The sequence below is a fragment of the Picosynechococcus sp. PCC 7003 genome (assembly GCF_001693255.1).
Classification (GTDB): domain Bacteria; phylum Cyanobacteriota; class Cyanobacteriia; order Cyanobacteriales; family MRBY01; genus MRBY01.
In genome coordinates this window covers 2,696,835-2,710,267 of record NZ_CP016474.1, presented here as the reverse complement: position 1 = coordinate 2,710,267, position 13,433 = coordinate 2,696,835, and the positions used below count along the sequence as shown (strand labels likewise).

At 47.2% G+C, this 13,433-nt stretch carries 12 protein-coding genes; 6 read left to right on the top strand and 6 right to left on the bottom strand.

Going from position 1 to position 13,433, the window contains the following annotated elements:
* Window positions 1-5: 5 nt before the first annotated feature.
* The 4 genes from AWQ21_RS12820 to def all read right to left on the bottom strand — a co-directional run bounded on the left by AWQ21_RS12820 (window position 6) and on the right by def (window position 4,104).
* Window positions 6-1,424, bottom strand: a complete 1,419-nt coding sequence (locus AWQ21_RS12820; protein WP_065714875.1) for a ferredoxin:protochlorophyllide reductase (ATP-dependent) subunit N — start codon at window positions 1,422-1,424, stop codon at window positions 6-8.
* Window positions 1,425-1,541: 117 nt separating this feature from the next.
* Window positions 1,542-1,895 carry a DUF5331 domain-containing protein gene (locus AWQ21_RS12815; RefSeq protein ID WP_065714874.1) on the bottom strand — a complete coding sequence of 118 codons (354 nt, stop codon included), beginning with the start codon at window positions 1,893-1,895 and terminating at the stop codon, window positions 1,542-1,544.
* Between the two features lie 182 nt (window positions 1,896-2,077).
* The gene (gene bchL, locus AWQ21_RS12810; protein ID WP_012307943.1) at window positions 2,078-2,944 is read right to left on the bottom strand and encodes a ferredoxin:protochlorophyllide reductase (ATP-dependent) iron-sulfur ATP-binding protein; all 867 of its coding nucleotides are present in this window, start codon (window positions 2,942-2,944) and stop codon (window positions 2,078-2,080) included.
* 596 nt (window positions 2,945-3,540) lie between these two features.
* Window positions 3,541-4,104: a peptide deformylase gene (def, locus tag AWQ21_RS12805; protein WP_065714873.1), complete on the bottom strand. Its 564-nt coding sequence runs from the start codon at window positions 4,102-4,104 to the stop codon at window positions 3,541-3,543.
* A gap of 72 nt (window positions 4,105-4,176) precedes the next feature.
* On the opposite strand from def, the gene AWQ21_RS12800 reads away from it, so the two are divergent.
* A complete protein-coding gene (locus AWQ21_RS12800) occupies window positions 4,177-4,581 on the top strand; it encodes a DUF4332 domain-containing protein (protein ID WP_065714872.1) in 405 nt (134 codons plus the stop codon).
* Between the two features lie 135 nt (window positions 4,582-4,716).
* Window positions 4,717-5,688: a CHAD domain-containing protein gene (locus AWQ21_RS12795; protein WP_065714871.1), complete on the top strand. Its 972-nt coding sequence runs from the start codon at window positions 4,717-4,719 to the stop codon at window positions 5,686-5,688.
* Here AWQ21_RS12795 and AWQ21_RS12790 read toward each other — a convergent pair.
* Window positions 5,651-6,484, bottom strand: a complete 834-nt coding sequence (locus AWQ21_RS12790; RefSeq protein ID WP_065714870.1) for a DUF3598 family protein — start codon at window positions 6,482-6,484, stop codon at window positions 5,651-5,653. The two genes, AWQ21_RS12795 and AWQ21_RS12790, sit on opposite strands and share 38 nt — an antisense overlap.
* Window positions 6,485-6,668: 184 nt before the next feature.
* On the opposite strand from AWQ21_RS12790, the gene AWQ21_RS16565 reads away from it, so the two are divergent.
* From AWQ21_RS16565 to AWQ21_RS12775, 4 genes are all read left to right on the top strand, one after another.
* Window positions 6,669-7,007 (top strand): hypothetical protein, encoded by a 339-nt coding sequence (locus AWQ21_RS16565; protein WP_232314973.1) that lies wholly within the window; start codon window positions 6,669-6,671, stop codon window positions 7,005-7,007.
* The gene (locus AWQ21_RS12785) at window positions 6,902-9,991 is read left to right on the top strand and encodes an Eco57I restriction-modification methylase domain-containing protein (protein WP_232314972.1); all 3,090 of its coding nucleotides are present in this window, start codon (window positions 6,902-6,904) and stop codon (window positions 9,989-9,991) included. Before AWQ21_RS16565 ends, AWQ21_RS12785 begins: the two co-directional genes overlap by 106 nt.
* Before the next feature lie 87 nt (window positions 9,992-10,078).
* Window positions 10,079-10,330 (top strand): YoeB-YefM toxin-antitoxin system antitoxin YefM, encoded by a 252-nt coding sequence (gene yefM, locus AWQ21_RS12780; protein WP_065714869.1) that lies wholly within the window; start codon window positions 10,079-10,081, stop codon window positions 10,328-10,330.
* Entirely contained in the window at window positions 10,327-10,581 is a 255-nt protein-coding gene (locus tag AWQ21_RS12775) for a Txe/YoeB family addiction module toxin (RefSeq protein ID WP_065714868.1), read from the top strand. Before yefM ends, AWQ21_RS12775 begins: the two co-directional genes overlap by 4 nt.
* Window positions 10,582-10,654: 73 nt before the next feature.
* Here the strand turns inward: AWQ21_RS12775 and clpB are convergent, their stop codons facing one another.
* Window positions 10,655-13,249: an ATP-dependent chaperone ClpB gene (gene clpB, locus AWQ21_RS12770; protein ID WP_065714867.1), complete on the bottom strand. Its 2,595-nt coding sequence runs from the start codon at window positions 13,247-13,249 to the stop codon at window positions 10,655-10,657.
* Window positions 13,250-13,433: the final 184 nt, after the last annotated feature.

The window sequence follows — 13,433 nt, the reverse complement described above, 5'->3', positions numbered from 1 at the left end:
AACAATTAGACCGCAGCCTCTTCTTTCACCAGTTTATCCCAGCCCAAATCCTTGAGGTTTGTATTGCGGCGTAGGGGGCGCGTGACCAATTCGAGAATATCCCGCGCATTAGTAAAGCCGTGAATCTGGGCAAAGGTAAATTCCACTGACCATTTTGTGTTGATCCCCCGGGCTTCCAAAGGATTCGCATGGGCCATCCCCGTAATCACCAAATCCGGTTGTAGGGCATTAATGCGTTGAATTTGGTTGTAATTGTCGGGTTTTTCAACAATTTTGGGGATCGGTGCACCCATTTCTTGGCAGGTGCGGGCCAGGAAATCTAGTTCTGCTTTTTGGTAACGCTTATCCATGTAGGGGATGCCAATTTCGGCCACAGTCATGCCACAGCGGATCAGGAACCGGGCGAGGGAAATTTCTAGTAAGTTGTCCCCCATGAAAAAGACTGATTTGCCGCGAATGAGCTGGAGATAGTCTTCTAAACTTTCCCAGATTTGTGCTTCCCGTTCTGCTAAGCCCTGGGGTTCGATGTCGAGCACGGAGCAAATTTTCTCAACCCAGGCTCTGGTACCGTCGGGGCCAATGGGGAATGGAGCACCCACGAGCTTACATTTACGGCGACGCATCAACGTAGTAGCGGTGCGACTGAGAAATGGATTTACTCCCGCCACGTAATAGCCTTCTTGTACAACCGGTAATTCTGTATAGAGCTTGGTGGGGAGCCAGCCCGAAACCTTAACGCCCTGTTTCTTCAGTTCGTGCTCCAGGTTCGCTGCCACAGGATCGGGTAGAGAGCCAAACAAAATTAAGGGATGGTGCTCTTTTTGTTCTGTGGCCACAGGGGGTGCTTCTTCTTTTTTCTTGAGGCCCAAGTTTAAAAGTTTTTGGAAGCGAGTGGCCGCAGCAGTATCTTCTTCTTTTTCTTTTGTGGGGGCCGGGGGTTCGCTGGGGCAACGGTTCGCCATCGCTGCGAGGACGGTATCTTCACCCTGGGTAAAGGCATAATCTAGGCCATTGGCCCGGGCGACGACGATGGGAATGCCGATTTCTTCTTCGAGGCGAGGGGAAAAGCCTTCGAGATCCATTTTGATAATCTCGGTGGTGCAGGTGCCGATAAAAACAATCACGCTGGGATTGCGATCGCGTTTGATTTGCAGACAGAGACGTTTGAGTTCGTCGTAATCGTTGAGTTGGGCAGAAATATCACTCTCTTCGAGTTCAGCCATGGCGTAGCGGGGTTCAGCGAAGATCATTACGCCCATGGCATTTTGCAAGAAATAGCCGCAGGTTTTGGTGCCGATGACCAGGAAAAAGCTATCTTCAATTTTCTGGTAAAGCCAAGCCACACAACTGATCGGACAAAAGGTGTGGTAGTTGCCTGTTTCGCAGTCAAAGGTTAAGTTCGGGGTTTCTTGAGCAACGGTCATAAAAATTTTCCTAAATAGATTTGCAAATAGTTTTGGAAAGGGTGAATTAGAAATGGAGTGACACGATTGTTGCTCAGGGGATGCCCCCCAAAAAAATGAAGGGCAAATGATGAGAAATTATTCTGTGGGCAAAACGGTTGGGTTCGGGGGCGTAATCATTGGCTTTGCTGCCGCTCCTTTTTCCTCTAGGTTTCGGAGTTCCAAGAGTGGGTCAAAGTTTAGCCCTAAAACATCAACAATCGTGTCAAAATTCGCTTCAACTAAAGAAAACAGATAGAGACTTTCGGCGAGGCGGGGTTCCTTGGCACTGATCGCACCGAGAATTACGGAACCTTGGGGACGACGGCCACCGTCGGGGGTTGCCACGGATTCGCCGCGATCCATCAGGATATTTAGCCAGTCTTGGTTATTTTCAAAGTAATCTAGCCATTTGGTTTTGATGCTGGGTTTAATTTGCTCGAAAAAGCTCACAATATTTACGCTCCTTGTAAATCAACTGCAGAGATTTGGGTAATGGGCGATCGCCTTTTTTGATCATTGTGCCGTTTCGGGCGATCGCCTCTATTTTGAAGCAAAATTTAACCCAGGAGGATGATCACAGTGAGCCATTGCCGGATAAACGATTTCGAGAATCCTGCCCAGCGTCCCCTGGCCTAGACCATCATCAGATCCAGCTCATCTTCCTGGGTCTTTTCGACAGGCGGATTGAGATAATAATCTGAGAGCAAACTAAACAATTCCCGATCCGAAGCCTCACTGGGCACAACTCCCTCTGGGGCCGCCAACACTTGGTCGGCAATATTCAAATAAAAATCGCAGACATAATCCAACATCGAGTCCCCTTCTGCCATCTCAAAGAGGGTTTTTCCCTTCACCCGCGACACCCGAATATCTTCGATGAGGGGCAACACTTCCAGCACGGGCATCGGCACATGGCTCACATATTTTTCGATCAAATCCCGCTTCGAGGTACGATTCCCAATCAAGCCAGCCAAGCGGAGGGGGTGCGTCCGCGCTTTTTCCCGCACAGAAGCCGCGATACGATTCGCCGCAAACAACGCATCAAAGCCATTGTCCGTCACGATCAAACAGTAGTCTGCGTAATTGAGTGGTGCCGCAAAGCCCCCACAAACCACGTCTCCCAGCACATCGAACAAAATCACATCATATTCATCGAAGGCATTGAGCTCTTTTAGGAGTTTGACCGTTTCCCCGACCACATAACCACCGCAGCCTGCCCCCGCCGGAGGCCCACCCGCTTCCACACAATCGACACCGCCATAGCCTTTGTAAATGACATCTTCTGGCCAAATGTCTTCGTAGTGAAAATCTTTTTCCTGGAGAGTGTCGATGATCGTCGGAATCAAAAAGCCCGTCAAGGTAAAGGTGCTGTCATGCTTCGGGTCACAGCCAATTTGGAGAACCTTTTTGCCCCGTTTGGCGAGGGCGACGGAAATATTACAACTGGTGGTAGATTTGCCGATGCCACCTTTGCCGTAAACCGCGAGGGTCATTGTCATGGAATTGCGTGCTCCTAAAAGTTCCGTTAGCTGCATTATTGGCAATCCCTGGGGGAATTGAAAGGTGCAACGGTTTGGGATCTAGCATTCAAACAGATTTATAGAGACTTAGAAGCTTTTATGAATATTCAAAAGTTTAAAAATCAGCAGAAATCTCTAAATACTTTCTTAAAAAAATATTTACGTCTTTGATTTATAAAAATAAAGACAATACACAAAAAATAGATTTAAAAATAAACCTGAGTATAAATACAGGTTTGACTCAAAAAGGCGATCGCCTTTTTTTACGCCCCATGCAACACCCGCAGTAGGCCAATCGCTTGCCATAGAGGAAAGCCAGCTTTTATCTTTTGTAAAATCCGAGATTCAAAACGATGTCTGTAGCAACGGTGCTGCTGCGCTGCCTCAAGAATTTGCTAACGAAACGTAAATTTTTCGCGGTTTGATACAAAACGCAACCTTGCTGAAGATTAGGCAATAAAAAAGACGACCACCTCACGGGGTAGAACGTCTATCTAACTTGACGGGAATTGTCTGACACAAATTTGGTACAACACTAAGTTACCGTCATGTTGAAACTCGCAAGGCAAAAAAAATTAGGAGATGCGCTGTACCGATTTCAGGGCAAATCCCCGTTGTTTTAATTGGCTGCTGAGGGCAATTTCATTTTCGACGCGATCGACGAACATCACCCCATCGAGATGGTCAATTTCATGCTGAATCACCCGGGATAGAAGGCCGGAAGCTTTGATACGTTTGGGTTTACCCTGCTCATCTCGGTAACTTACTTCAATTTCATCGGGGCGAATGACATCTAAGTGAACCCCAGGAATGCTGAGACAACCTTCCTCAAAGGGACAAAGCTGCTGTCCAAATTTTTTGATTTCAGGGTTGATTAAAACCAGTGGTTCATTGGCAGGATTTTCTGGATCGGTATCAATGACGATTAAACGCTTATTAACGCCAACTTGGGGCGCAGCCAGACCAATCCCCTGGGAAGAATACATGGTTTGCAGCATTTCCTTCGCTAGGGTACGGATTTCGTCATCCACTTTGGCGATGCGTTTCGCTTTTTGGCGGAGGACTTTGTCACCGAGGTAATGGAGTTCTAAGGGAGGAGTCTCTTGCTTTCCTTTTTCGACAGATAGACCAACAGTCATAAATTTCTTTACGTTTGGGGGTAACGACAATTTTTCTTGATATTATGTGCTTCCATTTTAACAAGGATTCCTATGGCTTCCTGTAATTGGCGGATTGTGGAATTACCCGGCCTGAGCAAAGAACAGCAGACTCTACTCGCAGCCCAGGAGATTCACACAACCCATCAGCTTTTGTTAGCGACCCGCACGCCCCAGGCGAAACAAGCGTTGGCCCGTCGCCTCAAAATTCATCTCAATTACGTTTTGAAGTGGGTAGCCTTGGCAGATTTGGCGCGAGTACCGAGTATTGGCACACAATATTGCGGCCTAGTATTGCACAGTGGCGTGGCATCGGTAAATCAGTTGGCCCAGACTCCCTTTTCGCGGCTCCATCAGAATATTGTCCGGTTACAGGTGGCGAATCTCCAGCGTAAGGATCTAGCGCCTCCCCTGACTTTGGTAAAGCAATGGGTCACCGAAGCGCGACAGTTCCTTTAATAATTGAGCCAGGAATTGATTTTGGGGAAAAGAAAAGACTTCAAACAGGAATCGTTAAGCCTTGTGTGTTCTTAATCAGGTTTTAAAATTGCACCTCTTAAGATCGAGGGAGTGAGATTGATTTGGGCATGAATTATGCAGCCACCCCAAGCACAACGTTTTGGCGATTGGGCACATAAGGCGATCGCCAAGCATTACAAAAAAATCCTCAGCCACGAAGCGGGGGTTTTAGCCGACCGTGACCCAGAAGAATTGCATCAAATGCGGGTGGGGATGCGGCGGTTGCGCAGTGTGTTGTTGGGATTTGCCCCTGCTTTGGTGGTGCCGGAAGCCATGGCCCCGAAGCAAGTAGGCCGCTATGGTCGGGTTCTGGGGAAGTTGCGGGATGTGGATGTGATGACCCTGACGTTTCGGGAGCGGTATCTGCCCCAACTGCCGACCGTTGAGGTGACAATTCTCGAGATTGCCCTGAAAAAATTAGCTAAGCGTCGTCAAAAACAACTCACTAAGGTGCGGCAATTCCTCAACTCAGCGCGCTATGGGGAGTTTAAGGGGGCAACCCAGGCTTGGTTAGATCAACCCCAATATCAGGCGATCGCCTCGGTAGACATTCAACTGATCTTGCCGGATTTGCTGTTGCCTCAACTGAGCGAACTGCTGCTCCATCCCGGTTGGTGGGTCGGTTACAGCCCAAAGAAACTCTCGAAAAAACAGTTAGAAAAACTTTTTGCGACCGACAGCCCGATCCTCCATGACCTCCGCAAGGCCGCCAAGCGATCGCGCTATACCAGGGAAATTTTTGCGCCTTTTTACGGTGAAAATTATGCCGATCAGCTCCAAGCGATCAAAAAAGTCCAAACCCTAATCGGTTTACTTCAAGATGATGCAGTACTGCAAGAATTTCTAGAAAAAGCCCTCGGTAAAACGTTCGCCCAGGAACTCCCCACCCTCTGCCAAATTTTCCACGACAATCGTCACCAAACTTGGCACCAATGGACAAAACTACAGCACCAATTTTTGACGGCAGAGTATCGTTACCAACTGCATCAGACCCTGTGTCAACCGGAGCCTAGGCCACCCGTCGCTCAAAAATCAACGTCGAACTAACCCATTCACCCCGGTCGTTGTAGTTGCGCATGATTCGTTGCCGTTCGTTGTCGCTGACGAGCCAACCCGCTTCCACGAAAAAAGCCTGCCGTTGGGCTAATTGGGGGGACACATTCATCGAAGCGCCATCGGGTAACAGCACCAAATTGCGGGGCGTACTGCCTTCCGTAAAACGAATTGTGTTGCCTTGGATCTGCCCTTTAGAGGCGATGGTTTGGTGTTCTAATTCGAGGGTCTGGTGGAGATAATCGCCCTCTTTTTTGAGGCTTAAGCGGCTCTGGTGCACTTTGGGGGGATCAAGGTCGGGGGTGTAAACGTGGTATTCCGCTTCCCAGGTACCTAAAAGTTGTTCAACGGTTAGTGCTGGCCGCTCCTGGGCATTGCTTCCCTTCCGAAATTCCCGGATAAACACTAGCTTATTGAAGGTAAACGCATCACCGTACATTTGCACCATCCGCATGCGGCGATCGCCTTTGATAAACCCATATTCGGCGATAAAGGATGAAATGGACGACAAACACATAGAGCCTTTCGAGAAAGATCCCGTATCGAAAAACATCGTGTGTCGCCCCAAGCCGGTAAATTCCTGGGACATATTGCTGGTGGGTTCGCTGTCGTAACCGCCATTTTCAAAGCGCCGTAGGGTAAACAGCACTTTATCTCGGTTCCCGTCTATGAGCGACAGGGTCAAAATGGAAGGGACTTCCGTGGTGATCTCTCCATCCAGATTTACCCCTGCAAAGGAACCGCGCCAGTTCCCCAGATTTTTTAGAAAATTTTCCCACTGACTGGCCATCGTTACATTACCCTGACTACACTGCACGGTCTTCCATTGTGCCGGAGAAATAAAAATGAAAGCAACCTTAACTTAACTCTCGTAGGCGATCGCCTCGGTTTAGCGGATGAGCTGTGGGGAGTGATCAACCAGGAAGGTCATAGAATGGGGAGAAAGAAGCTTTCTAGAGCCCCTCAGTTTCAGAATGGTTAGCCAAACGTCTCTCTTCCACGAAAAAACCCTACGTCAAGCCGTTAAGTCATTTATTTTTCCAGAAGATCTAGAACAAAAACACGGCATTATTCAGAAATGGGTGAAGACAGAAGCGAGCGGCACCCTCACAAAGATTAAAGAAACGTCGTTACACGGTGAATTTTTAGGGGATATTTTTCGGGAAGTCTTAGGCTACAAGGGCATTACCACCGGAGAGGGAGAGGCTTGGGAGATTCACCCAGAAAAAATGTTAATGGTGGCGGTGGGTTTGCGGATGCGGCTTTGGGTTTGTTTACGGCAACTACAGGCAAAAAAGGGGAAGTCAAGCTGACGGGGCGGATCGTTGCGCCGATTGAGTTGAAAGGGGCGAAAGTTAATCTGGATCATGCCCCCAAAGGGAAGGAGTCCCCAGTTCATCAGGGGTGGCGATACGCGAATTATACGGAAGGCTGTCAATGGATTTTAGTGTCTAATTACCAAGAAATTAGGCTCTATCACACCCTCAAAACTCCTTCTAATTATGAATGTTTTTTCTTGAAGGATTTGGCTAATTTAGCTGTTTTTAAGCGATTTTATTTTTTACTCTGTCGGCAGAATTTTCTTCCGAAGGCAACTCAGCCCAATACAGAAACGGTGATTGATAAGCTGCTGAAAACGTCGGAGGCAAAGGAGGAGGAGATAACGAATGATCTTTATAAGGAATATAAAAATGTTCGTCAGCGGTTAGTGCAGCATTTTCGGGATACGGCACCCACAGATCTTCAGGATAAAAATGCGGCCATTATTGAGGCAGCCCAAAGGATTTTAGATCGGGTTCTCTTTGTGGCATTCTGTGAAGATCGTTTACTGTTGCCCAACAATACTTTAAAGGAAGCCCACGATTATAAAGATCCCTATAATCCTCAGCCGATTTGGCATAATTACAAGGCTGTGTTTCGTTGGGTTGACCAAGGCAATGATAATCCGCCCATTGCGGGTTATAACGGGGGACTTTTTAAGCCAGATCCGCTTGTGGATCAACTGCTCACTGTACCGGATGAGCTATGTACCTCTTTTAAGGAATTAACTCGGTTCGATTTTGATTCTGAGGTGTCGGTGAATGTGTTGGGTCATATTTTTGAGCAATCCGTTACGGACTTAGAAGAGCTTCAGGCGATCGCCAATCACCAGCCCTACGATGCCAAAAAGGGAAAACGGAAAAAAGACGGTGTTTTTTATACGCCAGCCTGGGTGACGACCTATATTGTCGAGACCACCATTGGGGAATACCTAGAACAGAAAAAAGAAGCCATTTGGGAACGGCCAGAAATCAAAAAACTTAGGTCTTTCGATGCGAAAAATCGTAAATTTTGGCAGATTTATATTAAAGAGATTTTACAAAAAATTCGGATTCTTGATCCGGCCTGTGGTTCGGGGGCTTTCCTGATTGCGGCGTTACAGTTTCTCCAGCGCAAATATCAGGAAGCGAATGAGAATTTAGCTCAATATCAAAAAACACAAAATACACCGGACTTATTTGATCTGAGTAGTTTAATTTTGACCCAGAATTTATATGGGGTGGATCTATCGGCGGAGTCGGTGGAAATTACCAAGCTTTCTTTGTGGCTCCATACGGCGGAAAAGGGGCAACGGTTGACGAATTTGGATGGCAATATTAAGGCGGGTAATTCGATTGTTGCGGATACTCAATATGACCCGAAGGCGTTTGATTGGGAAAAGGCGTTTCCTGAGGTGATGGCGGATGGTGGGTTTGATGTTGTAATTGGCAATCCGCCCTATGTGCGGCAGGAACTGTTATCGCCGTTTAAGCCCTATTTAGAGCAGCATTATGAATGTTATGACGGGGTGGCGGATCTCTATGTGTATTTTTATGAGAAGGGCGTTAAGCTGCTCAAACCCCAGGGAATGATGTCCTATATCGTGACAAATAAGTGGTTACGGGCGGGCTATGGTGAACCTCTCAGGAAGTTCTTTGCAGAAAAAACAGAGGTCGAGCAAATTATTGATTTTGGTCATGCGCCAATTTTTAAGGATGCGGATACTTTTCCTTGTATTGTGGTGGTGAAAAAGCCGGAGGAAAAAAAAGCGGCAACGCCAAAATCGCCGACTTTAATTTGTCCGGTGCCACGGGAGCGACTGGCAGATTTGAATTTGACGCAATATGTCAACAACGAAGGATATCAAGTTAAACAAGATCGTTTTTCCCATGGAGCTTGGAGTCTGGAACGTCAGGAAGTGGATGATCTGATGGCTAAAATTCGGGCGATCGGTATTCCTTTAAAGGGCTTTCTCAAAGAACAATTATTATGTGGAATTAAAACAGGTTTTAATAATGCTTATTTGATTGATGACATAAAGCGACAAAAGCTAGTGAATTCAGATCCAAAAGCAAATAACTTGATTGTTCCATATTTTCGAGGTAATGGATTATCTAGATGGCATACTCTACACGACCAAACATATCTTATTTTGATAAAATCTAGTGCTAATCACTTATGGGAATGGAGTCAAGCACAAAATATTTCTAGTGCAGAAGACATTTTTCGTAATTCTTTTCCTTCCATATATAGCCATTTTATTGAATACAAAACTGATCTTAAAAAGAGATCTGATCAAGGATTATTTTGGTGGGAATTAAGGTCATGTGCTTATTATGATACGTTTACTCAAGCAAATATTTTCTGGAAAGATTTATCATTTAATTCACAATTTTGCCTTTCTCTAGAAAATAGCATTCCAGAAATGACTTGCTTTTGTCTAGAGACCAATGACTTGTGGAAACTTGGAATTCTAAACTCTCCTTTAATGTGGTCATATTTATGGCGAAATACGCCTCACGGAAAAGATGAAGCCTTACGACTCAAAAAAAAGTATATGTTAAATATTCCTATAGTTGAGCCTCTTGACTCAATTCGTGTGGAGACAGAAGAAAGAGTGAGTGAATTAATTGAACTAACAAAACTCAACCAAGAAGCCTATCGAGATGTTTTAGATTGGTTGCGAGTAGAAATGAATATCGAAAAAATAGGCAATAAACTTGAAGATTTTTCTGCCCTGAGCATTGAAGACTTTAAACAGGAAATCAAAAAACGTCGCCCCAAAGGATCTAGCCTGAGCATTGCCCAGAATAAAGAACTCACAAATGCTTACAACGAATATGCCCCCCAGATCCAACAACGCAAAGCCGAGATTTTAGCCCATGAAATCCGCGTGTCCGATCTGGTGAACCAAGCCTATCAACTCACCCCCGAAGAGATCGCGCTCATGTGGAAAACAGCACCGCCCCGAATGCCGATCCCAGCACCAAAATTTTAGATGAAACCTTAAGGAATGCCGAAAGGCGATCGCCTCTTGTTGATCGATTAAACTTGAGCTGTACATTTTTCTGTACAGGAGGTCGCCATGAAAGCCATATCCTATACCAATGCCCGTCAAAATCTCGCCAAAACCATGGAGCAGGTGTGCCAAGACCATGCCCCAGTCATCGTCACCCGGAAAAATAATGACGCGGTTGTGATTATGTCCCTCGAAGACTACGAAGCCCTAGAGGAAACGGCCTACTTAATCCGTTCTCCCCAAAATGCCAAGCGACTACTAGAGGCGATCGCCCAACTCGAAGGTGGTCAAGGGTTAGAAAAGGATTTGCTCGAATGAAATTGGTGTTTGCAAAAAATGCCTGGGACGACTATCTCTATTGGCAAAAAACCGATAAAAAGATTCTGCGGCGCATCAACGGTTTAATCAAGGAAATTTTGCGCACCCCCTACGAAGGAACAGGCAAACCCGAACCCCTGAAGCACGCCTTATCCGGCTACTGGTCGCGTCGAATTACCGCTGAACATCGCCTTGCTTACCGGGTAACTGAAGCTGCTGTAGAAATCGCCCAATGCCGCTACCACTACTAAAATTTTTCCCAGATGCGAAAAGAGGACGCTCCGTAGAACGCCCCCTGAACGATAGGAAAGATCGGGATGCAATTTAGCCTTGGAAAACGAGTCTTTCGTCTTTCACATCGACGGTAATTGCACTGCCCGTTTTAAATTCACCCTTGAGGATGCCTTTGGCGATCGCCGTTTCGACATATTTTTGGACGGCCCGCTTCAGGGGTCTCGCACCATAGACTGGGTTATAGCCCACCTCCGCAATGAAATCATAGGCTTCTGGGGTGAGTTGGATGCTGATCTTCTGTTCCGCGAGGCGTTCAGCGAGGCGATTAACCTGGAGTTGAACAATGGAACGGAGCTGATCCTTTTGCAGACCATGGAAAATGATCAGTTCATCGATGCGGTTGAGAAATTCCGGTCGGAAGTTCGCGTTCATTGCGTCCATCACCCGATTCCGCATTTCCTCGTAACGGCTGTCATCCCCGGCGATATCAAGGATAAATTGGGAGCCGATATTACTGGTCATGATGATCACAGTGTTTTTAAAGTCTACTGTCCGCCCCTGGGAATCGGTGAGGCGACCATCATCCAGGATTTGCAGCATCACGTTAAACACATCGGCGTGAGCCTTCTCAATCTCGTCAAAGAGAATCACCGAGTAAGGGCGACGGCGAATCGCTTCCGTTAACTGGCCTCCTTCCTCGTAGCCCACATACCCTGGAGGTGCTCCCATCAACCGGGAAACGGCGTGTTTCTCCATGTACTCAGACATATCGATCCGCACTAGGGCTTCCTCGGTATCAAAGAGAAATTGGGCGAGGGCTTTGGCGAGTTCCGTTTTCCCGACCCCCGTCGGCCCGAGGAAAATAAAGCTGGCCGTGGGACGGTTCGGATCGGCGAGTCCAGCGCGCGATCGCTGGATCGCTTCGGCAACGGCGGTGACGGCTTCTTCTTGACCGACAACCCGATGGTGGAGTTCTGCTTCGAGGTGGAGTAGTTTTTCTTTTTCCGATTCGATTAATTTACTAATCGGGATGCCTGTCCATTTTGAAATGATTTCGGCGATATCCGATTCGATCACCTCTTCCCGCAATAGAGAGTCCCCAGTGACCTGTTGGGCTGCGAGACTGCTTTCAATGTCTTTGATTTTTTGTTGCAGTTCCGTCAGCTTACCGTAGCGTAACTCTGCGGCCTTGTTGAGGTCATAGTTGCGTTCGGCCTGCTGAATTTCTAGGTTTGTGCGGTCAATTTCCTCCTTAAGAAAGCGAATTTTGTCGATAAATTCTTTTTCCGATTGCCATTGGGCATTGAGTTGGGACTGCTCTTCCTTGAGGTTGGCGAGTTCCTTTTCGAGTTTGGCGAGCCGTTCTAGGGAAACTTCATCTTTTTCCTTTTGGATGGAGAGTTTTTCCATTTCCAACTGGAGAATTTTCCGGTCAATTTCATCGAGTTCCTCCGGCTTGGAGGTGATCTCCATCTTTAGTTTGGCTGCGGCTTCGTCCACCAGATCAATGGCCTTGTCGGGCAAAAAGCGATCGCTAATGTACCGGTTCGAGAGCATCGCTGCCGCCACCAGGGCTGTGTCAGCAATTTTGACCCCATGGTGTACTTCGTAGCGTTCCTTCAGGCCTCGCAGAATTGAGATGGTATCCACCACATTGGGTTCATTGACCATCACCGACTGGAAGCGCCGTTCGAGGGCCGCATCTTTTTCGATGTATTTGCGGTATTCATCGAGGGTCGTCGCGCCAATACAGCGGAGTTCACCCCGGGCCAGCATCGGTTTGAGCAGGTTCCCGGCATCCATGGCCCCCTGGGTTGCGCCAGCGCCGACAACGGTGTGGATTTCGTCGATAAAGAGAATAATTTGCCCTTCGGAATCGGTGACTTCCTTTAAGACTGCTTTGAGGCGTTCTTCAAATTCACCGCGATATTTTGCCCCGGCGATCAAAGATCCCATGTCCAGGGCGATTAGGGTGCGATCCTTGAGGGATTCTGGCACATCTCGGTTGATAATTCTTTGGGCCAAGCCTTCGGCGATCGCCGTTTTACCAACCCCCGGCTCCCCGATCAAAACTGGATTATTTTTGGTGCGGCGGGAGAGAATTTGAATCGTGCGCCGAATTTCATCATCGCGACCAATGACCGGGTCGAGTTTGCCGTTGCGGGCCAATTCCGTTAAATCCCGGCCATATTTTTCTAAGGATTCGTATTTCCCTTCGGGGTTTTGATCGCTCACCTTTTGGTTGCCTCGAATTTGCGTAATGATTGTTTTTAGTTTGTTTTCTGTGAGGTCAAATTCCTGATACAGATTTTTGCCAAAGCGGTCATCTTTGGCATAGCTCAGAATTAAATGTTCAACGGAAATAAAGTCATCCCCAAAGGATTTGCGATGCTGTTCAGCCCGGTCTAAGAGGGTGTCTAAACTCCGCCCTAAATAAACCGATTCACTCGGCTGGGCTATTTTGGGTTGCTGAGTGATGAAACTGGTGGTTCTTTCCCGGAGTCTCCCTAGGGGAATTTCAGCTTTAGTAAAAATACTTTTTGCGAGGCCATCTTGCTCCAACAGCGCCTGCATCAGATGTTCGGATTCGATCTGCTGCTGCTGATTTTGTTTGGCAATGTCCGGCGTTTGGGCGATCGCCTGCCAAGCTTTTTCGGTAAATTGATTCGGGTTGGTGGGTTGCATAGGACAGAACAATAAATATTAAGATAAAGTCCCATCGCTTCTCCGAAAAGAAACCCTAGAACTTACCTATTTATTGTATTTTTGTCTGGAGAATTTGACAGTAGGGGAATCCGTCTCGAAAAGTTCAGGTTCCCCATGGCCAAAAAGCATTTTTTAAAAATGACTCACCGAATTTTTTCCCGGC

Bases quoted from the DNA above. Each gene is read 5' to 3' on its own strand.
- AWQ21_RS12820 (WP_065714875.1), bottom strand. From the start codon at position 1,424: ATGACCGTTGCTCAAGAAACCCCGAACTTAACCTTTGACTGCGAAACA.
- bchL (WP_012307943.1), bottom strand. From the start codon at position 2,944: ATGACAATGACCCTCGCGGTTTACGGCAAAGGTGGCATCGGCAAATCT.
- def (WP_065714873.1), bottom strand. From the start codon at position 4,104: ATGACTGTTGGTCTATCTGTCGAAAAAGGAAAGCAAGAGACTCCTCCC.
- AWQ21_RS12800 (WP_065714872.1), top strand. From the start codon at position 4,177: ATGGCTTCCTGTAATTGGCGGATTGTGGAATTACCCGGCCTGAGCAAA.
- AWQ21_RS12795 (WP_065714871.1), top strand. From the start codon at position 4,717: ATGCAGCCACCCCAAGCACAACGTTTTGGCGATTGGGCACATAAGGCG.
- AWQ21_RS12790 (WP_065714870.1), bottom strand. From the start codon at position 6,484: ATGGCCAGTCAGTGGGAAAATTTTCTAAAAAATCTGGGGAACTGGCGC.
- AWQ21_RS16565 (WP_232314973.1), top strand. From the start codon at position 6,669: ATGGTTAGCCAAACGTCTCTCTTCCACGAAAAAACCCTACGTCAAGCC.
- yefM (WP_065714869.1), top strand. From the start codon at position 10,079: ATGAAAGCCATATCCTATACCAATGCCCGTCAAAATCTCGCCAAAACC.
- AWQ21_RS12775 (WP_065714868.1), top strand. From the start codon at position 10,327: ATGAAATTGGTGTTTGCAAAAAATGCCTGGGACGACTATCTCTATTGG.
- clpB (WP_065714867.1), bottom strand. From the start codon at position 13,249: ATGCAACCCACCAACCCGAATCAATTTACCGAAAAAGCTTGGCAGGCG.